Raw genomic sequence first — 21,588 nt, forward strand, 5'->3', positions numbered from 1 at the left:
TACATACACAAGGCTATTCGTCGGCAGCGTCAGTGTGTATAAGAGACAGCCAGGAGGCCCTCCAGCCGTACCGCCCGGGCGCGCAGGTCCTCCGGCGACTGGGCAAGCAGGCGGTGCACCGGCACCTCCTCCGCCCGGCCATCCCGGTACAGCACCAGGGTGGCCTCGAGCGCGGCGACCGTCAGCTTGTCCACCCGCAGGGCCCGCATCAGCGGGTGGGCCTTGATGCGCGCCACCAGCGCGGCCCGGCCCACCACGACGCCCGCCTGGGGTCCACCCAACAGCTTGTCTCCCGAAAAGGCCACCACATCCGCGCCCGCCGCGACGGCCTGGGCCACCGTGACCTCGCGGCTCAGGCCTTCGCCCTTCAACGGCGCCAGCGCGCCCGCGCCCAGGTCCTGGAACACCGGCACGCCGCGAGCGCGGCCCAGCGCCGACAGCTCCGCGACCTCCACCTCTTCCGTGAAGCCCACCAACGCGAAGTTGGAGCGGTGCACCTTCACCAGCAGCGCTGACTCCGGGCCCAGCGCCGCCGAGTAATCCGACAGCCGCGTCCGGTTGGTGGTGCCCACCTCCACCAGCTTCGCGCCCGACTGCCGCATCACCTCCGGGACACGGAAGCCACCGCCAATCTCCACCAGCTCACCGCGCGACACCACGCACTCGCGGCCGGACGCCAGCGCCGCCAACACCAGCAGCACCGCGCCCGCGCAGTTGTTGACGACGACCGCGTCCTCCGCGCCCGTCAGCGAGCGCAGCAGCCCCACGAGCGGCGCGTAGCGGCTGCCCCGCGCTCCTTCATCCAAATCGTACTCGAGGTTGGAGTAACCCCGGGCCACCTCCGCCACGCGCGCCACGGCCGAGGCCGCCAGGGGTGCGCGTCCCAGGTTGGTGTGCAGCACCACCCCGGTGGCGTTGAGCACGGGCCGCAGCCCCGGTGCGGCCAGCGTGTCCAGGGCGTGCTGGACGTCCGCGTCCTCGAAGCCCGGCCCGCCCGAGGCCACCAGCCGGCCCCGGGCCCGGTCGACCGCCAGCCGAAGCGCGGCCACGGCACGGGCCCTGGGGACTCCACTCAACAGGGGCTCCAGCGACGGGCGCCGCAGGAGCTGCTCGACGGAGGGGAGCGCGCGCAAGAGCGCATTCTTCCCACCGTCTCCACTGTTCGACGGGGCGCCCACGCCCCGAGTCTATGGGAGCCGCCGGGCAAGTTCCAGGCGAGCCCCGGAACATCGGGGTGACAAAAAGGAAAAGGCCCAGCCTCCCTCGGGGAGACTGAGCCTTCGGACTGAGCGCTAGGAGCGCTCAGGAGGTACTCAGACCGGGCGAACGTTCTGAGCCTGCAGGCCCTTGGGGCCACGGGCCACGTCGAACTCGACCTTCTGGCCTTCCTGCAGCGTGCGGAAGCCCTGGGTCTGAATCGCAGTGTGGTGGCAGAAAAGATCCTCGCCACCGCCGTCCTGCATGATGAACCCAAAGCCCTTCGCGTCGTTGAACCACTTCACGGTACCAGTCGCCATTACGCTTCTCTTCGTCTTTCTCTACCAGCTTCATGAATTGAGCTGGTTGCCACGCCGTGTGAGGGTGCGGCCTTGGCCATGTGTCACGTTTCCGGCCAGTTGCATAGGGGGACCCCCACACGCAGGCACCCTTTTTCAGGGCGTGGACATAACCCGCGGCCTTCGCGCTCCATTCCGCACGAATTCTCTACCGACACCACCCAGCAAGCGCCCGGATGGCGACGGCGCACCTACTTCGCGGCGCTCTTGAGCACGGGCAGCTTGGGCGCCCGTCCGTACAGCAGTTGGTACGTGTTGAAGGAGCGCAGCACGCGCTTGATGTAGCCGCGCGTCTCGGAGATGGGGATCTCCTCCACCCACGCGTCCAGCGCCAGGTCCGGCCTGTCGGACCTCCAACGATTCACCGCGCCGGGCCCCGCGTTGTAGCTGCCCACCGCGTAGGGCGTGTGCCCCTTGAAGCGCTTGAGCAAGCCGCCCAGGTAGTGGGCCCCCATGCGGATGTTGAGGTCGGGCTGGAGCAGCTGGTCCACCCTGAAGCGCTTGAGCTTCAGCTCGCGCGCCACGCCCTTCGCGGTGGACGGCATCAACTGGGTGAGGCCCATCGCTCCCGCCCATGAGAGCGCCTTGGGGTCCAGCGCGCTCTCCTCCCGCATCAGCGCCTGGAGCAGGTCCGGCTCCACGCCCGCGTCCGCGGTGTGCTTCTCGATGAGGTCGCGGAAGGCGTTGGGATAGGCCACCTCCCACACCACGCGCGTCTCCGCGGTGATGGGCCCGCTCAGGTCCTTGCGCAGCGCCAGCCGCGCCACCGCGTGGGCGGAGCGCTCGTCCCCGGCCTCGTGCAGCACCAGCACCAGCAGGCGCACGGACTCCGCGGGCAGGTTCGTCCGGTTGACGGCCAGCATCTCGGACGACACGGCTTCCTTGAAGCCCAGGCGGTACAGCTCCACGCCCGCGCGGAAGTGCGGGTCCTCGCCCATGGGGCCGGCGAACAGCGGCCAGGGGCTGACGGCCTCGGGCACGGTGAAGACCTCAGCGGACACCTTCTCCAGCCGCGGCGGGTCCACCTTCGCCAGCTGCGAGCGCGCCATCAGCCCGTAGTAGGTCGCCGGGTGGTCCACGGAGAGCTTCTCGAACAGCTCCGCCGCGCCCTGGATGTTGCCCTTCTCCTGCATCGTCCGCGCCCGCCAGTAGCGCGCGCGCTCCACGTCGTAGCTCTCGTCCGCCTTGGCGAACTGCGCCTCGATGCGGTCCAGGAACGACAGGCCGGAGTCCTCCACGCCGGTGGTGCGGGCAATCCAGAACGCCTTGAAGAGCGCCTCGCCCAGGAAGTCTCCCTGCGGGTACAGCCGGGCCAGCGTGTCCAGGCGGGCCATGGCCTCCTTCGGGCGGCCCGTCTTCAGGTAGAGGTCGGCGGCGTAGAAGAGGCCGTCATCCGCGAACGAGTGGTCCGGGAACTCGCGCGCCAGCCGCTCGTAGGTCTCCATGCCCCGCGCCTGGTCCACGATGGAGCGCGACGAGCCGAGCACGTACAGCACGCGCGCCAGCAGGTCGCGGTCCTGGCACTGCTCCGCCACCGGCGTCAGCACCTGGATGGCGCGCGTGTGCTGGCGCTCCTTGCGCAGGCCCTTGCCGAAGACGAAGTGCGCGCGGCAGGCCAGCGGGTCCGGGAGCTTCAGCTTCGGCAGCAGCGGCTCCAGCTGCGCCAGGCCGGCCTTGTTGCGGTGCAGCTCCACCAGCGCCTCGCCGCGCCCCACCTTCGCCTCCAACGGCGGCGCCTGCCCCTTGAGGCGCCGCTCGGCCTGCTTCGACAGGGCGGACAACGGATGCGCGGCCCACAGGCGCCACAGCGCGGCGCGCTCGGCGGCCCTGTCCCTCTTCTCCGCGGCGATGTCGGCGATGGCCATCAGCGCCTCGGCGCCCACGTTGCGGCCCCAGCTGGGCGCCGCGCGAGACGTGAGCGGCTCCAGCGCGGCCATGGCGCCCTCCGCGTCCTTCTTCTTGCGCAGCACGCGTGACAGGGCCAGCCGCGCGTCCACGTACAGCTTGGACTCCGGCGGCACCTGCTCCAGCAGCACCGCGGCTTCGTCGAAGCGGCGCAGGCTCTCCAGCGCCACGCCGCCATGCGTCAGGCAGCGGTCCTTCAGCGCGGGGTAGTCCGGGGCCAGCGCGGCGAACTCCGTGGCGGCGGACGCGTCATCCCCGGCGCGGACGGCAGCCAAAGCGCGCAGGTAGCGCACCGGCGGGCTATCGCCCTCGTCCTTCAGCAGCTCGCGGGCGCGCGGGTACTGTCCACGGTCGAACGCGTCACGGGCCTCCTGCTTCTTGCCCTCGCCGAAGTACGGCGCCAGGTCCTCCAGCCCGTAGCGGCGGCCCCGGTGCACCACCGGCGTGGGCGGCGCGGCATTGGGGAAGGCGGGGTTGAGCACCTCCACGTAGCCCACCGGCAGCGGCGCCTTCTCCGAATCGGGAGGAGGTGACAGCTGCGCTTCGGGAGGCGCGTTGCTGGGGTGCTGGGCCGGCGCTTCGGACGCCTCGGGCTCGGCCGGGGTGGACGAAACCGCCTGCGGGGCGGGGGCCTGCGCGGTCATCAGGAGCGCGGAGGCGGCGACGGCGAGCTTGGAAAGGAAGGGCTTCATACGCGGGGGCGGGTTCCCAGGGAGATGCGCGCGGGCTCGCCCCAGGACAATCAGCAGGTCATGGAAAATTTCCGGAGACTGACACAGGTTAGACTGTCCGCCTCCTCATGGACATCCGGACACAGAGCGCGCTGCTGGCATCCATCATCGGGCTCGCCCTGGGCGTGTCCATGTTGCTGCGGCCCGGCAGGCCCAGGGTACTGACGCTGTACTCCGTCTTCGCGCTGACGGTGGCCGGCTACTACCTTTCGCTCTTCTTTCACAGCATCTTCCCGGCCGGCGACTACCCGTGGACATCCCGCATCTTCGTGGGCGCCACCCTATTGGTGGGTTCGCTGGTGCCGGGCGCGGCCGTCGCCTTCTTCCTGGAGTTCCTGGGCGTCAGCAAGGGGACGAACCTGGTGGGCCGCCGGCTCGCCCTGCTGTCCGCCGTGCTGGGGCTGACCGTGGCCGTCACCCCCCTGGCCGACAAGCTCTGGGCCCGGGTGGGCATGGGCGTGTGGGTGCTGGGCACGCTGCTGACCTACGGCTCCTTGCTGCTCCACCGGGTCCGCACCACCGAATCGCGCATCGAGAAGTTCCGGCTGGCGTACCTGGCCATCGGCGCGGGCGCGGCCATCCTCTTCTCCGCGCTGGATTTCCTGGTCAGCTTCGGCATCCCCTTCCCCACGCTGGGCTCGGTCTTCTCCACGCTGTACCTGTTCTTCCTGGCCCACACGCTGCTGCGGCTGCGGCTCATGGACCTGCACGAGCTGCTGGGCAAGATTGCCTCGCAGACGGTGCTGGCCAGCATCCTGGCCGCCGTCTTCACGGTGCTGACGGCGTGGGGGAAGGAGAACACCGGCCTCTTCCTCTTCAACACGGTGGTGGCCGCGTTCGTCATCCTCATCCTCCTGGAGCCCCTGAAGGTGAAGGTGGAGGAGATGGTGGTGCGCATCTTCTTCCGCGAGCGCTTCGCCCTCCTGGACTCGCTGGGCTCGCTGCGCGTGCGCATCGCGAACGTCATCGAGATCTCCGAGCTGGCCCGGCTGGTGCTGGACACGCTCCATGAAACGGGCCGCGTGACGCACGCCTCTGTGTACCTGCTGGCGGAGGACCGGCCCGGGTACCGGCTGCTGGACTCGCGGGGCCCGCTGCCGGTGGCCTTCCTGGACACGGCGGTGGCGCGCGGGCTGCTCTTCGCGGCGGCCAGCGGACAGAAGGCGGTGCTGCGGGAGAACGTGGAGCGCCGCATGGCCACCATGCGGCTGCAGGCGGTGGAGGGCAAGCGCTACCGGGACGAGCTCAAGCGGCTCAACGACACGCGCGCGGCGCTGGTGCAGGTGAAGGCCGGCATCGCCGTGCCGCTGATGGGCAATGACCGCGTCATCGGGTTCCTCAACCTGTGGGACGAACGGGTGCCGGAGGCCTTCGCGTCCGACGAAATCGCCATCATCCTGGAGGTGGCGGAGCGGCTGGCGACGGTGCTGGAGAACTCCAAGCTCTACGAGAAGATTCGCGAGCGGGACCGCCTGGCCGCGCTGGGTGAGATGGCGGCGGGCCTGGCGCACGAGATTCGCAATCCGCTGGGCGCCATCAAGGGCGCTGCGCAGTGCCTGGACCCGGCGCAGTTCCACGGCGAGGACGCCGAGTTCCTCGACGTCATCGTCGAGGAGGTCAACCGGCTCAACGGCGTGGTGACGGCGTTCCTCGACTACGCGCGTCCGATGAAGCAGAGCTTCGGCACCACCGACCTCAACGAGGTGGTGACGCGCACCATGCGGCTCATCCAGAACGACGTGCCCTCCAACCTCCACCTGGCCGTGGAGCTGGACTTGATGCTGCCGCGCGTGGACGGCGACGCGGAGCAGCTCAAGCAGGTGCTCATCAACCTGGTGCAGAACGCGGTGCAGGCGCTCGGGACGCGCGAGGGCCGCATCAGCGTGCGCACGGAGAAGCCGGAGCGCTTCGGGGAGCTGCGCAGCGCCGGCGCCGAGTTCGTGGAGGTGCAGGTGTCCGACAACGGCCCCGGCATTCCTCCGGACCAGCACCCGCACATCTTCGTGCCCTTCTACACGACGAAGCAGAAGGGCACCGGCCTGGGGCTGGCCATCTGCCAGCGCATCGTGAAGAACCACGGCGGCAGCATCTCCGTGCAGAGCAAGGTGGGCGAAGGCACCACGTTCGTCATCCGGTTCCCCGCCCTCCCCACCGAGCAGCCCGCGGACGCCACCTCCGTGGAGGGCCTGCCCGCCGGGAAGCGGCCGTCGCAGTCCTTGCCCATGCCCGACGAGCTGCGCGACGGGGGCAAGCCGTCCCACGTGGAGGCCCGCGCCAAGCGGGAGCGCCGCAAGCGGCTCCGCGCGTAGCGGCACCGCTTTCGCTCCTGAGGGCGCGCGCCTATAGGGTGATCCCCATGAGCGCATGCCCCTTCTGCCAGTCCGCGATGCAGCCCACTCCGAGCGGTGAGCTTCCCCTGGAGACCTGCGGTGACTGCGGCGCAGTGTGGTTCGAGGGCGATGCGCTCGCGAAGGTCATGGGCGGCGCCGTCTCGGACGCGCTCCTGCGCCGCTCGAAGGACCGGCCGGGAAGCTGCAAGGGCTGCCACGGTGAGCTCCAGTTCGTTCCAGAGTGTCCCCACTGCTCGACGCGCGCCCCCGCCTGCCCGCGCTGCGGCCAGGCGCCCCTGCCCGTGGTGGAGGTGTTCGGCGTCCCCATGGAAGTGTGCTCGGGCTGCGCGGGGGTTGCCCTGGATGCGGGCGAACTCCAGCAACTCCAAGCCGCCGTGGAGACGTACCGCAGCGCGCCGCTCGACCTCCGGCCCACGGTGCGAATCGAAGGGAAGCCGTGCTGCACCGCGTGCCGGCGAGACATGCTGCCAGCGCATGGTTTTGTATGGGAGGAAGCCCTCTACTGTGGAAGCTGCGCGCCGAGTGGCGCAACCCCGTTCACGGAAGAGATGGACAGCGGCAAGGGCATTCCCCTCGTCGTCCCCAGTCGGCGGGGGCCCGTGCTCAACGTTGGCGGCTTCGTCTCCGCTGGCATGATGTGGCTGCTCAAGCAGATGATGTCCGGCTCCCGCCCCACCTTTCGCTTCTGACTCACGGCGGATATCCGCCAGGCCTCACCCCAGTGACGCGGTCGCCTCGGCCAGCTTCTCCTGCGCGGCCTCCCAGCGGGCATAGAGGTCTTCCAGCTCCTCCTTGCTCGCGCGGTGCGTGTCCATCAGCGGCTTGGCGCGCGCGAAGTCGTTGTAGAGGGCCGGGTCCGCGAGCTGCGCCTCGCGCTCCTTCTGCCCGGCCTCCACCTCGGCGATGCGGGCCTCCAGCTTCGCGATCTCCTTCTTGAGGGGCCCCTCCACCACGCTGCGGCGCTGGCGCGCCTCCGCCTCCAGCCGCTTGCGGTCCTTCTCCGTCATCGGCCCGGAGGCCACCTTGTCGCCCCGCGCCTGGCCCGCCGCGAGGGCCGCGGCCTCCGCCGCCGCCTGCTGGAGCTTCTGCTGGTGGTACAGGTAGTCGTCCAGGTTGCCCGGGTGCGGCGTGAGCTTCCCGTCCGCCACCTCCCACACGTGCGACGACAGGCCGTTGATGAAGCTCCGGCTGTGGCTGACGAACAGCAACGTGCCGCCGTAGCTCTTCAGCGCTTCAATCAGCATCTCGGCCGAGTCCAGGTCCAGGTGGTTGGTGGGCTCGTCCATCAGCAGGAAGTTGGACGGCACCAGCAGCAGCTTGGCCAGCGCCACCCGCGCGCGCTCACCCCCGCTCAGCACGCCAATGGGCTTCTCCACGTCGTCGCCGCTGAAGAGGAACGCGCCCAGCACGCCGCGCACGTAGCTCTCCGGCTTGTCCGCGGCCAGCGGGCGCACCTCTTCGATGATGGTGTTCTGCCGGTTCAGCTTGTCCGCGTGGTGCTGCGCGTAATAGCCCACCACCACGTTGTGCCCCAGCGTCACCGTCCCGGTGTCCGGCGTCAGCTCACCAGCGACCATCTTCAGGAGCGTCGTCTTGCCCGCGCCGTTCGCGCCCACCACGGCGATGCGCTGCCCCCGCTCCACGCGCCCGGTGAGGCCGTCGTAGATGGTCTGCGCGCCGTACCGCTTGGTGATGCCCTCCAGCGTCACCACGTCGCGCCCGCTCCGCTCGACCTCGGGGAAGCGGAACTTCATCGACGTCCGCTCCTCCAGGACCTGCACCTTCTCCAGCTTCTCCAACATCTTGGCGCGGCTCTGCGCCTGCCGCGCCTTGGTGGCCTTCGCGCCGAAGCGGTCGATGAAGCCCTGCAGCTCCGCGCGGCGTGACTCCACCTTCTCGGCGCGGGCCCGGAGCAGCTCCTTCTCCTCGGCGCGCAGGCGCTTGTACTCGTCGTAGTTCCCCGCGTACTCGCGCACGCCCTCCACTTCCAGGGACACCACCCGGTTGATCTGCCGGTTGAGGAAGTCCTTGTCGTGGGAGATGAGCACCAGCGCCTTGGTGGAGCGGCGCATGAAGTCGTCGAACCAGGTGAGCGTGGGCACGTCCAGGTGGTTGGTGGGCTCGTCCAGCAGGAGCAGGTCCGGGTCCTGGAGCAGCAACCCCGCCAGGGCCGCGCGCATCCGCCAACCGCCGGACAGCGCGGAGGTGGGCTTGGCCAGGTCCGCGTCGCGGAAGCCCAGGCCCTTGAGGATGCGCTCGGCGTGGTGGCGGCCGTAGCGGTTCTCGAAGTCGTCCAGCTCCGCGTGCAGGTCCGCCAGGGACTGGGACAGCTCCAGCTGGTCCTCCTCGTCCGTGGCGGCGGCGAGCGCCTCCTCGGTCTCCTTGAGGCGCGCCTCCATCGCATCGCGGCCGGGCACGGTGCTCATCACCGCCTCCACCACGGTGCCCTCCGGCAGGCCGGCGATCTCTTGCGGCAGGTAGCCCGCCCGGGCCTTGCGGCTGTACTGCACCGTCCCCGAGTCGGGCTGGGCCACGCCCGCCAGGATTTTCATCAGCGAGCTCTTGCCTGTCCCGTTGGCCCCTACGAGGCCCACCCGGTCCCTGGGACCCAGCGTGAAGCTGTCCTGATCGAAGAGGACCTTCTTTCCGTACGAGAGACAGAGGTCCTGGGCGATGACGAGGCTCATGGCGCCGGGGATGTAACAGCCCGCGGGCTCCTCGGGAATGTCGGATGTGCCTGCCCGTTCGCTCTGGGGCCCCACAGGGGCTTTCCGGGTTGGGCCGGGGCCTGTCTATACTCTGGCCCCACATGGCTGCCCCCTGTCCCCATTGCGGAAGCACCGACGGCGTCGACCACCTCTGCTCAGGCCAGAGCCTCCAGCTCCTCGGCCAGGTGCTCGACGGCCGTTATAAAATCGAAAGCGTCCTGGGCCAGGGCGGCATGGGCATGGTGTTCCGCGCCACCCAGACGTCCGTGCAGCGCCCGGTGGCGGTGAAGACGCTCAACCCGTCGCTGGCCGCCGCGCCCCAGTTCTTCGAGCGCTTTCGCCGGGAGGCGGAGCTCGCCAGCCGGCTGCGCCACCCCAACGTCATCACCATCTTCGACTTCGGCCGGTCGCCGGACGGCACCTGCTACTACGTGATGGAGCTGCTGGAAGGCGAAAGCCTGAAGGAGACGGTGAAGCGCCAGGGCCCCATGTCCCTGCGCCGGGCCTTGAGCCTCGTGGAGCAGGCGTCGCAGGGGCTGGCGCACGCGCACGCGGAGGGCTGCGTCCACCGCGACTTGAAGCCGCACAACATCATGGTGCAGCAGCTCAGCGGCCAGGACTTCGTCAAGGTGCTGGACTTCGGCCTGGTGAAGGCCATGGAGGCAGAGGAGGAGGAGCAGCTCACCTCCACCGGGCAGGTGCTGGGCACGCCCCAGTACATGCCGCCCGAGCAGGCCGGCGGCGAGTCCGTGGACCAGCGCTCCGACCTCTACTCCATGGCGGGCGTGCTCTACTTCTGCCTCACCGGCAGCTCGCCCTTCGGCGCGAACACGGTGCGCAAGGCGCTGACGGCGTCGCTCACCCAGCCGGTGCCCGCCGTCAACACCAAGCGCCAGGGCGCCCCGGTGCCGGCCGCGCTGGATGCCTTCTTCAAGAAGGCGCTCGCCCCGGAGAAGGAGGACCGGTACCAGAACGCGCAGGAGTTCATCGACGCGATGCTGGACACCGTAGCGGACCTCACCTCCGAGGAGCTCGACGCCATGCCGAGCGGCGGCGTCTCCAGCGCCAGCGAGCGCGGCAGCAACAGCCGCAGCCGCTCCAGCCGTCAGGGCAGCCAGAGCGGCATCCGCTCCTCGCGGGTGGGCGCCGCGCCGACCCTGGGCCGGGGCTCCACGCCGTCCAACGTCGTCGTCGCCAGGACCCAGGGCGGCGGTGGGGGCGCCGCGTCCTCCCCCAGCCGCGGGCGCTCGCAGACGTCCAGGTCCGCGCCGCCTCCTCCGCCCCCCGAGCCGGAGGGCATGTCCACCGGCAAGAAGGTGGCCCTGGTCGCCGTGCCGCTCGTCCTCCTGGGCATTGGCGCGGCCGTGGTCCTGGGCAACCAGGGTGACGGCAGCGCCCCCGCGACGCCGGTGGTGGTGAACGTCCCCCGCGATGCCTCACCGACCACGACGCAGGTCGCGACAGGAACACCCGAGGAGCCGTCCCTCCTCACCGTGAGCCTCGCCTCGACGCCGTCCGGCGCATCCATCTACGAAGGCGAGGAGATGGTGGGCACCACGCCCACGAAGCTCCAGCTCCGCCGCGACAAGGTGCACTCCTTCAGCTTCCGCATGCCGGGGCACCAGGACAAGGAGCTCACGCTCAACCTGCGCCGGGTGGCTGGGAACACACAGACGGCGAATGTGGTGCTGGAGCCCGTGCGCGCCGCGGGCCCCGGACGTTCGCCGCGCCCGCCGCCGAAGCCGTCGAGCCCGTCCGGGCCGGACATCTCCGTCTTCGAGTAGTCCCCACCAGGGGCACGCGGAAGCGCCGCGGTGCCCCCCGGTCCTTCCGCCCCCCCGCGTCAGGCGAGCTTCGCGAGGCCCGGGAGGACCTCCCCGCTCTTGCCCACGACGCGGTGCTCGAAGCGGTTGGAGTTCTCCGCCGGGTCCAGGTTGACGAGCCACGTCTCCCCGCCGGCCTTTCGCACCTGGTCCACGATTCCAGCGGCCGGGTACACGGCGCCGGAGGTCCCCGCCGCCAGGAAGATGAGACGTCCACCCGAGGTGGCGGCCCGCAGCGAGAAGTCCTCGATGCGCTGGATGTCCGCCGGGTCCAGGTATTCGCCGAACCAGACGATGTGGGGCCGCAACTGCTGGCCACACGCATCGCACTCGGGCACCGACCCCGTGGGGTACACGGTGGCGTCGTCGAAGGGGGGCCGCTCGCAGCGGCTGCAGCGCGTCTTGAAGAGGTTGCCGTGCATCTCCACCACCCGCTGACTTCCGGCGCGGGAGTGCAGGCCATCGACGTTCTGGGTGGCGAGCAGGAAGCGGTCCCCCAGGTGACGCTCCCAGGCGACGAGCGCCTCGTGGCCCGGATTGGGGTGGACGGCGGCGGCGCCCTTGCGTCGCTCCGAGTAGAAGCGCCACACCCGCGACGGGTCCTTCCGGAAGCCCTCGGGCGACGCCACGGCCTCCACGGGCTGGTCCTCCCAGAGTCCGCTCATCCCACGGAAGGTGGGAACTCCGCTCTCAGCGGAGACCCCCGCGCCCGTGAGGACGAGCAGCCAGGTATTCGAATCGAGGGTGAGCGAATGCATGTCGGCTCCTGTGCGGCGGAAAGCGAATCAAGCTATGGAGGGGACGCTGACCCTACCGGGGCCTGACGCTCCCGGGGGTCGCCTTGCGAGGTCCCATCATGGCGGAAGTCACTCTGGATCTGCGCGGCATGCCCAAGGCCGAAGCCTACGCCGAGCTGAAGCAGCACGCGCGCGCGGTGCTCGAGGGCATCGACGACGACATCACCGGCATGGCCACCATGAGCTGCCTGCTGCACCACGCCTTCGGGCACCTGTGGACGGGCTTCTACCGCGTCGTCACGCCGGGCAAGCTGCTCCGCGTGGGCCCCTACCAGGGCACGCTCGGGTGCCTGGAAATCCCCTTCGGCAAGGGCGTGTGCGGCGCCGCCGCGGCGAAGGGCGAGACGATGGTGGTGGCGGACGTCCACGCCTTCCCGGGCCACATCACCTGCGACGGACGCTCGACGTCGGAGATTGTCGTGCCGGTGTTCGGCCGCAACCGGGAGCTGCTCGCCGTGCTCGACATTGACTCCGAGCACCCGGGCACCTTTGACGAGGTGGACCGCCGCGAGCTGGAAGACCTGGTGCGCTGGTTCCAGCGGTAGCGGCGGCCCGCGGCCGGGCGCTCAGCGCGCGCGGGCGTACGCCACGGCGAGCTGCCCGGCGAAGCGCGCGTTGTGGGTGAGCAGCGCCAGGTTGGCCTTGAGCGTCTTGCCCCCGGTGCGCTTCGCCATCTCCGACAGGAGGAAAGGCGTCACGCCCTTGCCGCGGATGCCCTGCCGGTCCGCGTCGGCGAGCGTCGCGGCGATGTGCAGCTCCACCTCGTTGCGAGGCAGGGATGTCTCCTCGGGCGGAGGCACGGTGTAGAGCACCCCGCCCTGCTTCAGCGACTCGAAGCGGGCGCGGGCGATGCGGGCGGCCGTGTCCACGTCATCCGCGCGGTGCTCCAGGGGGATGCCGGAGCCACGGCTGTAGAAGGACGGCAGCTCGTCCGTCCCCACCCCGATGACGGGCACGCCGGCCGTCTCCAACAGCTCCATCGTCTTGGGCAGGTCCAGCACGGACTTGGCGCCCGCGCACACCACTGCGACAGGGAACCGCGCCAGCGCGGCGATGTCCTGGGAGATGTCGAAGTGCTCCGACGCCCCGCGGTGCACCCCACCAATGCCGCCGGTGGAGAAGACACGGATGCCCGCGGCGGCGGCCATTTCACACGTGGCGCTCACGGTGGTGCCACCCGTGGCGCGCGTGGCCATGGCGACGGCCAGGTCCCGGGAGCCCAGCTTGAGCAGGCGCTCCTTGCCCTCCGCCAGCCGGCGCAACTCCGACTCCTCCAGCCCGATGCACAATTGCCCATCGATGATGGCGGTGGCGGCGGGAACGGCGCCAGCGCGGCGGATGGCCTCCTCACATGCCCGGGCGGCGGCCAGGTTGTCCGGATAGGGAAGTCCCTGGGCCACGACGCTCGTCTCCAGGGCCACCAGCGGTTGACCGGCCTCGAGCGCGCGGCGCACCTCTTCCGAAAAGCGTAGGTCCATGCCCAGGCGTTTAGCATGCCCGCCTCTCAACGTCGGCTTGCGCGCGCGGCCCCTCGGGCCTATTCCCCTGCCGCCGTGTCCACGTCCACCACCGCCGTCGTGCCTGCCCCTTCGCGCGGCTTCTCCGCGTCCGACCTGGCCATCGTCGGCGTCGTGATTGTCTGGGGCACCAACTACACGGTGGTGAAGGAGGCGATGGAGACGCTCCCTCCCCTGGCCTTCATGTCGCTGCGCTTCACCATCGCGGCGTTGGCCATGGGCGCGTTGCTCCTCGGCGTCGAAGGCTGGAAGCCGCTTCCCCGCCCGGTGTTCCTCAAGCTGCTGGGGCTCGGGCTGGTAGGCAACACCGTGTACCAGTTGTGCTTCATCCTCGGCCTGGCGAACACCTCGGTGGCGAACAGCGGGATGCTGACAGCGGTGACGCCGGTGCTGGTGGCCACGCTCGGTGCCCTGTTCGGCGTGGAGCGGCTCACCCGCCCGCTCGTCGTGGCACTGGGTCTGGGCGTGGTGGGGATGCTGCTGGTGCTGGGGGGACGCGGCGCGTCCCAACATGGCGCGTCCTCGCTGGGTGACGGGCTCATCGTCGGCGCCAGCCTCTGCTGGGCGCTCTACACGGTGGGCATCCGCACCGTGAGCCCGGAGGTGTCCGCGCTGCGCATCACCGCCATCAGCATGCTGACGGGCGCGCCGGGCGTGGTGCTCGCGGGCGTGCCCGAGCTGCTGCGCCTGGAGACCGAGCACATCACCGCCGGCGCCTGGGCGGGCGTCGTGTACTCGGCGCTGGTGCCGCTGGTGCTCGCGTACTTCATCTGGGGCCGCACCGTGCAGCAGGTGGGCAGCAGCCGCGCGGGCCTCTACAACACCGGCATCCCCGTGGTGGCCGCCCTCACGGCGTGGGCCGTGCGCGGAGAGCGCCCCACCTGGGTGCAGGTGCTTGGCGCGGGGCTGGTGCTCACTGGCGTGCTGCTCAGCCGGCGGAAGTCGTAGGCCGCGCGGGCGCGCTCATTCCCGGCGACCCCGCTCCACCGCGAGACCGTACTCCTCCATCTTCTTGTCCAGCGTGGGCCGGCTGATGCCGAGCAGCTCCGCGGCGAGCACCTTCTTCCCCGACGCCTCGCGCAGGGCCTCGGCGATGGCATCGCGCTCCAGCCGGGCCACGCGCCCCTGCAGCGTCTTGTCGCCTTCGCCGCCCTCCTGGAACTCCGGGGGCAGTTGAAGCGCGCCCACGCGGCTTGACGCGTACAACAGGCCCAGGCGCTCGCCCACCAACTCCAGCTCGCGCAGGTTCTGCGGCCACGCGTACTCCAGCAGCAGCCGCCGGGCCTCGGGGCTGAGCGTCGGTGGTTCCTTGCGAATCCGGCGGGCCGCGCGCTCCGCGAACTGCTCCAGCAGCGGCAGCACGTCCGCGCGCCGCTCACGGATGGGCGGAGCGTCCAGCTCGAAGCCCGACAGCACCCGAGCCAACGCGGACTCCACGTCACCACGCGCCGCCAGCAACGACACCGACGCGGGCGCGGTGGCCAGCACCCGCACGTCCACGGGCTCCTCGCCGCCTTGCCGCGCGGGCGCCGCGCGACGCGCCAGGGCCCGCGCCAGTCGCTCCGAAGCGGGCCGCGCGAGCGACTCCACGTGGAGCAGCACCAGCGAGCCCCCATCCGCGCGCAGCAGCGCGGACACGACGGGCGGGTGCCCGGGCGCGCTCGCCCTGCCGAACAGCGCCTCCTCAACGGCCTCGGCGGGCTCCCGGCAGTCCACCACGATGAAGGGCCCCAGGGCCCGAGGCGAGCGCGCATGGACGAAGCGGGCCAGCAGCGCCTTGCCCACGCCCGGCTCGCCATGAATCACCACCGGCGCGGCGCTGGCGGCCACCCGGCGCGCCAGCTCCAACAAGGCCCGCAGCGGTCGGGACGTACCAGAGAGCGCGGCCACGGGCGGCTCCGCCTCCACGCGGGAGCGCACGGTGGTGTAGGCCTCGCCACCCAACCGTCCCAGCGCCGCGAGCAACTGGCCCTCCCCTTCGCTGAACTTCGGCTCCGCCCGCGTCACGTACAGCACGCCGAAGGGCATGCCGCCCGAGGCAACCAGGGGCGCGCAGAGGATGTCATCCGTCTGGACGAGCTCCTTCCGCTCCAGCGCGGCCTGCGCCAGCGCGCGCGGCATCGTCAGCGCCTCCGCGCCCGCCACCGCGGCGGTGAGCAAGCCATCACTGCTGCCCAGCAGCGCGGCCGCGCGGTCGGCATTGAGCGCGTGCGCGACCTCGTCCGCCAGGCGTCGCAGCACCAGTGCGCCACTGGTGGCCCCCAACAAGGCAATGCCCGCCGAGTACATCGCCGCCGCCGTGCCCACGTGAGGCAGCACTTCTTCAATCGGAACCTGGCCGACCTTCTCCGGCCCATCGGCCACCAGGGTCACCGGGGGCGGCTCGAAGAGGGCCGTCGTCGCGCCCACGCGCACCTGGTCACCGGGCTTGAGCACCACTTCGCCCATGAGGCGCTCGCCGTTGACGAACGTCCCGTTGCGCGAGCGCAAGTCGCGGAGGTGCGACTGCCCGTCGAGGACGGAGATCAGCGCGTGCTTGCGGGAGACTTGATGGTCATCCAGCGGGATTTCACACGACGGACTGCGGCCAATCGTCGCCTCCGCGAGTACGTCGTGACGACGCCCCGCGGAAGGACCGGTGAGCAGCAGGAGGGCGGGCATGGGGCGCGGAGCCTAGCGCCCCGCAATGGCCGGGCAAGGCCCCCCGGCACCGCTTGCTACATCGGCCGTTCGGCGTTCAGGAGTTCACGGAGTTCCCGCTCATCCAACGCCCGGCCTTCCCGGCTGATGGCCAGCGCGTTGACCTGGGTCTCCGCGACCTCCACGTGGGCGCCCTTGCGCCACTCGGTTGTATGCACTGCGCCATCCACGAGCTTGCCCACCACGGAGCCCTCGTCCCGGCCCATGACCTCCAGCCACAAGTTTTCCGTGACGGTGTTCCCGTCGGGATGGGTGTCGAAGGGTGCGCGCACCAGGAAGGTGAGCGGCTCCATCAGCCCCTTGCGCTGGAAGCGCGCCAGGAAGGACGGGAGCACCAGTTGGGCCTCGCGCCGCATGGCCTGGGTCTGCTCCTCCGGCTCCTTCTCGAAGCGCTCGCGATAGGGCTCCAGCAGCTGGGACGTGTTGTGCCGGCCCAGCGGGGACACCACGGTGAGGAAGAGCCCCTCGTGTCCCTCGAAGGTGTCCAGGGGGACGCCCAGCAGGTTGGCGCGGGCCTCCTCCGAGGGCACGAGCGTGAAGACCTGCCCCTCGCTGGTGCCCACCTGGGTGCGCAGCGCCGGCCCCTGCCCGAAGGCCAGGTCGGTGCACAGCTCGTGAAGGAAGCTCTCCGCGGCCAGCAGGTCCTTCTCGGCCAGGTGGAAGATTTCCAGGTCCCGAGCCCCGAACTTCTCCATCCCGTGCGAGTGCACCCACAGGGGCGTGTCCCCCTCCGTCGCCTCCACGGCATGGAGGTGGACGTGGTCGCGGATGTCGAAGTCCAGCTCCGTGATTTCCACCACGTCGTCGGGCTCGTGGAGCTTGAAGGCGGTGAGGTCCACCAGCACGCCCTGCACGTGCTCCAGCAGCGTGCGCACGGCCCACAGCGCCTCGAAGACAGGCAGCGTGGGCTGCGCCCCACCCGGCTCCACGGACAGATGGTAGTAGGCCGTGGCGCGCCCCAGCCGCTCGAAGGCGTCCGGGCTGCCGCTGAACACCTCCTTGCGGAAGCGCGGCAGGCCCTCGGAGCCCCGCGTCAGGCGCACCAGCACCTCGGAGCCGTCCGCCCGCAGCGTGAAACCCTCGTCGTCCGCGTCCGGGGTGAACTCCACCTCATCGTTCGCGAAGGACGCGCGCAGTGCCTCGATGGGAGCCGGGCCCTCCTGCTCCGTCGCCAGCAGGTAGACCTCCATCACAGGTGCTTCTCGATCTGCCGGAAGAGGTCCACGCGGTCCACCAGGTTGGTCAAATAGTCGAGCTTGTCCGTGGGAAGCACGAGCACCGGCGACAGGCGGTAGCCCTCGAACCACTCCTCATAGAGGGCGTTGAGGCGCTGCAGGTACCGGGTGGGGATGTCCCGCTCCATGGCCCGGCCGCGGATGCGGATGCGCTCACGAATCGTCTGCACCGGGCAGCGGAGGTAGATCATGAGGTCGGGGGGCCGCAACGACTCCGAAATCGTCTCGTACAGCTCGCAGTACGTCTTCCAGTCCCGCTTGTCGATGAGCCGCTGCCGGTGGAGGTTCTTGGCGAAGATCTCCGCGTCCTCATAGAGGGTGCGGTCCTGAAGCACCGTCCCGGAGGTGCGCTCCAGTTCCCGGTGCAGGCGGAACTTGTGCGTCAGGAAGAAGAGCTGCGAGCGGAACGCCCACGTCTTCATGTCCTTGTAGAAGTCCGCCAGATAGGGGTTCTGGTCGTTGGGTTCGAAGGAGGGCGTCAACCCGTACTTCCGGCAGAGGAAGGACGTCAGCTCCGTCTTTCCGGCGCCGATGTTGCCCGCGATGGCGATGAACTTTTTCCTGGCCACACCACCCCTGCTTGTAACCCCGCCGAGCGGCGCGCACCAGAAACAACGTGTAGGTAGGACGTGGTAGAAGAAGTGCATGCCCCCCCGTCGTCCCGTTCAACGCGTGACAGGTGCCACCGTCCTCCCGCCTGGGAGTCGCCGCCTGAGCGTCTGGCCAGGGAGCTTCGGCGGGCAAGCCCGCGGGCCCGGGCACCTTCCGGCCTTGAACATCGGCCCCCAGGAGGCGGGCTGAGGGATGCGCAAGCTCTTTTGCATTTTCGTGGCGGGTGTCTGGACGCTCGTCTGTTTCCACCTGGCCATCCTGGCGATGCTGCTCACGCTCAACCCATCGCGCTCCATCTGGGTGGCGCGAGAGCTCTGGTCGCCCGTCCTGCTGTGGGCAGGGGGCGCGACGCTGGAAGTCATCGGCCAGGAGAACGTGGACCCGAATCGGCCCACCATCTACGTGGCCAACCACCAGTCCACCATCGACATCCCGGCGCACTTCATGGCCGTCGCCGTCCCGTTCCGCTACGTCGCCAAGTCGCAGCTCAAGTGGGTGCCCCTCATCGGCTGGTACCTGGCGCTCGCGGGCCACGTCTTCGTCAACCGGTCCAACCGCTCCAAGGCCATTGCCTCGCTCAACGCGGCAGCGGCCAAGATTCGCGGCGGCACCAGCATCTTCCTGTATCCGGAAGGCACCCGCTCGACGGACGGCCGCGTCCTGCCCTTCAAGAAGGGCCCCTTCGCCCTGGCGCTGAAGGCCCGCGTCCCCGTCTGCCCCGTCACCATCGAGGGCTCCGGCAACCTGATGCCCAAGTCCACCTGGAACATCACCCCCGGTCCCATCCGCGTGAAGATTGGCAAGCCCATCGACACGACCACGTTCGCCGAAGGCGACCGCGAAGGCCTGGCCCGAGCCGTCCGCGCCGTCATCATCGCGGACAGCCTGTCCCTCGGGGGCAAGGGCGGCGACGTGGATGACGCCGTGGCCGCCGCGGGCGTCGAGGGCGTCAGCGGCACGCGCGCCCGCGCAGTCTCCTCCTCCTGAGAAGCCTCTCCGAGATGACCATCCGCCACCTCCGTTCCCGTCCCTGGATTCGCGCCGCGGTGCTCGGCGTAGGCCTCCTGGCTGGCTGCAGCACCACCTCCACCCACTCCGCCAAGACGCGCCCCACCGATCCGCTTTCCCAGGCGCGGGCCTACCTGGACGAGCATCAGCCCACGAAGGCGCTGGGGCTGCTGACGGACCTGCACCGGCAGTCGCCAGACGACCTGGACGTGGCGCGCTCGCTCACCGAGGCCTACGTGAAGGCGGGGCAGACGGACGCGTGGATCGCGGAGCTCCAGAAGCGAATCGCGGCGGGTGAGCGCGCGAGCGACCAGTACATGCTGGGCCTCGCCCTCTTCTCACGCGCTCGCGACGCGGGGGCCCCCAGCGTCGCCGCCTTCGAGCGCGCCACGGCGTTGGCACCGGACACCGCGGAGTTCCACTACCGGCTGGGGCTCGCGCGGCTGGAGTCCGAACAGTACCCGGAGGCGCTCGGGCCCCTGCGGCGCGCCACGGCGTTGGCGCCGGACCGCACCGCCTGGCGCCTGCCGCTGGCCAAGGCGCTGCACCGCACGGGAGACGCGCCCGGGGCCGTGGAGGCGCTCGGCACGGTGGTGCGGGGCCAGCCCACGCCGGCCGAAGTCACCACCGCGCGGGCGCTGATGGAGCAGATCGCGGACCCGTTCTCCGGCTTCCCCAAGGCCGCCGAGGCGAAGCTGGAAGAAGGCATGCGCTACCTCAAGGACCTGGATGCGCCCCAGCACGCCATCCTCGCCTTCGAGGAGATCCTGCTCGACTACCCGGACGTCGCGGTGGTGCATGCGTTGCTGGGCCTGGCCTACCAACGCCTGGATGACGCGGGACGCGCGGTGGATGAGTTCAAGCAGGCCATCGAGCGCGCCCCCCGCGACGGCAAGAACCACTTCTACCTGGGCGAGCTCTACCTGGCGCGCCAGCGTCCCGACGCGGCCCGCGCCTCCTTCGAAAAAGCCGTGGCGCTCCACCCACTGCTCGAGACCGCCTGGTTCCACCTGGGAGACCTCCACCTGGAACGCAGGGACCTCACGGCCGCCCGCGAGTCCTTCACCGTGGCCACCTCCCTGGCACCGGAGGCCGTGGCGACGCGAGGCAAGCTGGCGCTCGTGTACCAACTGGAGGGCGACTTCGCCGCCGCCGAGCGCGAGCTGCGCCGCGTGGTCGAAAAGGACCCGGAGAACATGGAGTTCAGCCTGCGCTTGGGGCTGCTCTACACCGAGCAGGCGATGAAGGCCTCGCGTGCAGAGGCGCGGAAGACGGCGGCCAGCGAGGCCGAGCGCTGGCTGATGAAGGTGCTGGAGACCCAGCCTGAAAACGCGGTGGCGTCCCGTGCGCTTCAGCAACTCAAGGCACAGTAGCCATCCACGGGCCCAGCCCTCTACACTCATTGCCCGATGAGCGACGGTCGCAAGCCCCCTCCGCCTGGAACGCAGCCTCCTCGGGCGGCGTCTCCGTCTGGCTCTCAGCCGCGCACGCCGACGAACCCCGGCATGCCGCGCGCACCCAGCCAGTCCAATCTGCGGGTGATGTCCGCCGCGCGCGCCGAGCCCCTCCAGAAGGAGAAGCCAGACGGTCCGCTGGGGAAGCGGCTGGCGGGGGATGCCTCGAACCACCTCCTCAACGGCCTCTCCATCCTCAAAGAGCTGGTCGCGGACTTCCGCCAGAGCGACCGCTTCTTCAAGTACAAGGCGTCCATCATCGCCGGCTGGCTGATGATGACGGTGATGAGCCTGGCCATTGCGTGCCCAGGCAGCACAGTGCGCAAGGGGGACATGGACGCGCGCCTGGTGCTCAGTGACAGGTTGGACCGGCCCTCGGTCACCATCTGGAACGAGAGCAAGGAGCCCTGGTACGACGTCACCCTCACCGTCAATGGGCAGTACCAGGCGGCGGTGCTGACGGTGGCCCCGGGTGAGTTCATCACCATCACCCCCAAGCAGCTGATGGGCTCCAGCGGCGCCGCGCCCGCGGACCTCCGCTTCCAGTCCATCCAGATGCGCAGCCGGGATGACAGCGCGGACCTGACCGAGGACCTCAACGCCGCCTGGGAGCGCCTTCGCAAGCCGCAGCGGTAGTCCGCCGTGGACACACGAAGGGCGCCCTTCCTCTCGGAAGCGCGCCCTCGCGTTGCTCCCGGCCCCTCCTCACGAAGGGGCCAGGGATGCCGTCCGTACGGGACTACTCCGCCTTCGTCTCTTCCGCAGGCTCAGCCGCCGCCTCGGTGTCGACAGGAGCGGCCTTCTCCGGCCGGTCCACGAGCTCCAGGAGGGCCATCTCCGCGGCGTCGCCCCGGCGGAAGCCGAGCCGAACGATGCGGGTGTAGCCACCGGGACGGGTGGCGTACCGGTCCTTGTACTCGCTGAACACCTTCTGCAGCACGTCGCGGTCCTTGACCGTACGCGCCGCCAGGCGAACGTTGGCGAGGCCGCCACGCTTGCCCAGGGTGATGATCCGCTCCGCGATCTTCCGGGCCTCCTTGGCCTTGGGAAGCGTGGTGCGGATGGCCTGGTGCTCCAGCAGCGAGGTCACCATGTTGTTGAGCATCGCGAGCCGGTGGCTCGTGGTGCGGTGAAGCTTCCTCTGTCCGACCTTGTGGCGCATCGTCGTGCTCCAGAGTCCTTGTGGGACTC

Annotated in this window: 17 protein-coding genes; 8 read left to right on the forward strand and 9 right to left on the reverse strand. The window is 70.2% G+C overall.

The annotated features are described in order from the left end of the window. Positions 1–1,313: 1,313 nt before the first annotated feature. Complete coding sequence (locus tag HV824_RS20175; RefSeq protein ID WP_011553379.1) at positions 1,314–1,517, reverse strand: cold-shock protein; 204 nt, start codon at positions 1,515–1,517, stop codon at positions 1,314–1,316. Positions 1,518–1,747: 230 nt separating this feature from the next. Further along, positions 1,748–4,153, reverse strand: a complete 2,406-nt coding sequence (locus HV824_RS20180) for a transglycosylase SLT domain-containing protein (RefSeq protein WP_176419452.1) — start codon at positions 4,151–4,153, stop codon at positions 1,748–1,750. A gap of 107 nt (positions 4,154–4,260) precedes the next feature. Here HV824_RS20180 and HV824_RS20185 point away from each other — a divergent pair, with 107 nt between their 5' ends. Beyond that, positions 4,261–6,501: an ATP-binding protein gene (locus HV824_RS20185; RefSeq protein ID WP_176419451.1), complete on the forward strand. Its 2,241-nt coding sequence runs from the start codon at positions 4,261–4,263 to the stop codon at positions 6,499–6,501. Positions 6,502–6,548: 47 nt separating this feature from the next. Then, a complete protein-coding gene (locus HV824_RS20190) occupies positions 6,549–7,232 on the forward strand; it encodes a zf-TFIIB domain-containing protein (RefSeq protein ID WP_176424016.1) in 684 nt (227 codons plus the stop codon). 24 nt (positions 7,233–7,256) lie between these two features. Here HV824_RS20190 and HV824_RS20195 read toward each other — a convergent pair whose 3' ends face one another. Next, the gene (locus HV824_RS20195) at positions 7,257–9,230 is read right to left on the reverse strand and encodes an ABC-F family ATP-binding cassette domain-containing protein (RefSeq protein ID WP_176419449.1); all 1,974 of its coding nucleotides are present in this window, start codon (positions 9,228–9,230) and stop codon (positions 7,257–7,259) included. 122 nt (positions 9,231–9,352) lie between these two features. On the opposite strand from HV824_RS20195, the gene HV824_RS20200 reads away from it, so the two are divergent. After that, positions 9,353–11,035 carry a serine/threonine-protein kinase gene (locus tag HV824_RS20200; RefSeq protein WP_176419448.1) on the forward strand — a complete coding sequence of 561 codons (1,683 nt, stop codon included), beginning with the start codon at positions 9,353–9,355 and terminating at the stop codon, positions 11,033–11,035. Positions 11,036–11,094: 59 nt separating this feature from the next. Here the strand turns inward: HV824_RS20200 and HV824_RS20205 are convergent, their stop codons facing one another. Next, the gene (locus HV824_RS20205; RefSeq protein WP_176419447.1) at positions 11,095–11,832 is read right to left on the reverse strand and encodes an NAD-dependent deacylase; all 738 of its coding nucleotides are present in this window, start codon (positions 11,830–11,832) and stop codon (positions 11,095–11,097) included. Between the two features lie 98 nt (positions 11,833–11,930). Here HV824_RS20205 and HV824_RS20210 point away from each other — a divergent pair, with 98 nt between their 5' ends. Beyond that, the gene (locus HV824_RS20210) at positions 11,931–12,416 is read left to right on the forward strand and encodes a GAF domain-containing protein (protein ID WP_176419446.1); all 486 of its coding nucleotides are present in this window, start codon (positions 11,931–11,933) and stop codon (positions 12,414–12,416) included. Positions 12,417–12,437: 21 nt separating this feature from the next. Here HV824_RS20210 and HV824_RS20215 read toward each other — a convergent pair whose 3' ends face one another. Then, positions 12,438–13,349, reverse strand: a complete 912-nt coding sequence (locus HV824_RS20215) for a pseudouridine-5'-phosphate glycosidase (RefSeq protein ID WP_176419445.1) — start codon at positions 13,347–13,349, stop codon at positions 12,438–12,440. A 75-nt stretch (positions 13,350–13,424) separates the two neighbouring features. Between HV824_RS20215 and HV824_RS20220 the strand changes: the two genes are divergently transcribed. Beyond that, on the forward strand, positions 13,425–14,336 hold the full coding sequence (locus HV824_RS20220) for a DMT family transporter (protein ID WP_176419466.1): 912 nt from the start codon (positions 13,425–13,427) through the stop codon (positions 14,334–14,336). 15 nt (positions 14,337–14,351) lie between these two features. On the opposite strand, the gene HV824_RS20225 is transcribed toward HV824_RS20220, so the two are convergent. From HV824_RS20225 to HV824_RS20235, 3 genes are read right to left on the reverse strand one after another with little or no spacing between them, the layout of a single operon-like run. After that, entirely contained in the window at positions 14,352–16,049 is a 1,698-nt protein-coding gene (locus HV824_RS20225) for an FHA domain-containing protein (protein ID WP_176424017.1), read from the reverse strand. Positions 16,050–16,105: 56 nt separating this feature from the next. After that, complete coding sequence (locus HV824_RS20230) at positions 16,106–17,281, reverse strand: DUF2314 domain-containing protein (protein WP_176419443.1); 1,176 nt, start codon at positions 17,279–17,281, stop codon at positions 16,106–16,108. Next, positions 17,278–17,892 (reverse strand): deoxynucleoside kinase, encoded by a 615-nt coding sequence (locus tag HV824_RS20235; RefSeq protein WP_011553366.1) that lies wholly within the window; start codon positions 17,890–17,892, stop codon positions 17,278–17,280. Before HV824_RS20235 ends, HV824_RS20230 begins: the two co-directional genes overlap by 4 nt. A gap of 235 nt (positions 17,893–18,127) precedes the next feature. On the opposite strand from HV824_RS20235, the gene HV824_RS20240 reads away from it, so the two are divergent. The 3 genes from HV824_RS20240 to HV824_RS20250 all read left to right on the forward strand — a co-directional run bounded on the left by HV824_RS20240 (position 18,128) and on the right by HV824_RS20250 (position 21,033). Then, positions 18,128–18,922 (forward strand): 1-acyl-sn-glycerol-3-phosphate acyltransferase, encoded by a 795-nt coding sequence (locus tag HV824_RS20240; RefSeq protein WP_176419442.1) that lies wholly within the window; start codon positions 18,128–18,130, stop codon positions 18,920–18,922. Between the two features lie 14 nt (positions 18,923–18,936). Continuing rightward, complete coding sequence (locus HV824_RS20245) at positions 18,937–20,316, forward strand: lipopolysaccharide assembly protein LapB (protein WP_176419441.1); 1,380 nt, start codon at positions 18,937–18,939, stop codon at positions 20,314–20,316. A 132-nt stretch (positions 20,317–20,448) separates the two neighbouring features. Beyond that, positions 20,449–21,033 carry a hypothetical protein gene (locus tag HV824_RS20250; protein ID WP_255208195.1) on the forward strand — a complete coding sequence of 195 codons (585 nt, stop codon included), beginning with the start codon at positions 20,449–20,451 and terminating at the stop codon, positions 21,031–21,033. A 103-nt stretch (positions 21,034–21,136) separates the two neighbouring features. Here the strand turns inward: HV824_RS20250 and rplQ are convergent, their stop codons facing one another. Then, positions 21,137–21,559, reverse strand: coding sequence for a 50S ribosomal protein L17 (gene rplQ, locus HV824_RS20255; protein WP_176419439.1), 423 nt, complete (start codon positions 21,557–21,559; stop codon positions 21,137–21,139). Positions 21,560–21,588 lie beyond the last annotated feature (29 nt).

Source organism: Myxococcus sp. AM009, assembly GCF_013372605.1.
GTDB lineage: Bacteria > Myxococcota > Myxococcia > Myxococcales > Myxococcaceae > Myxococcus > Myxococcus vastator.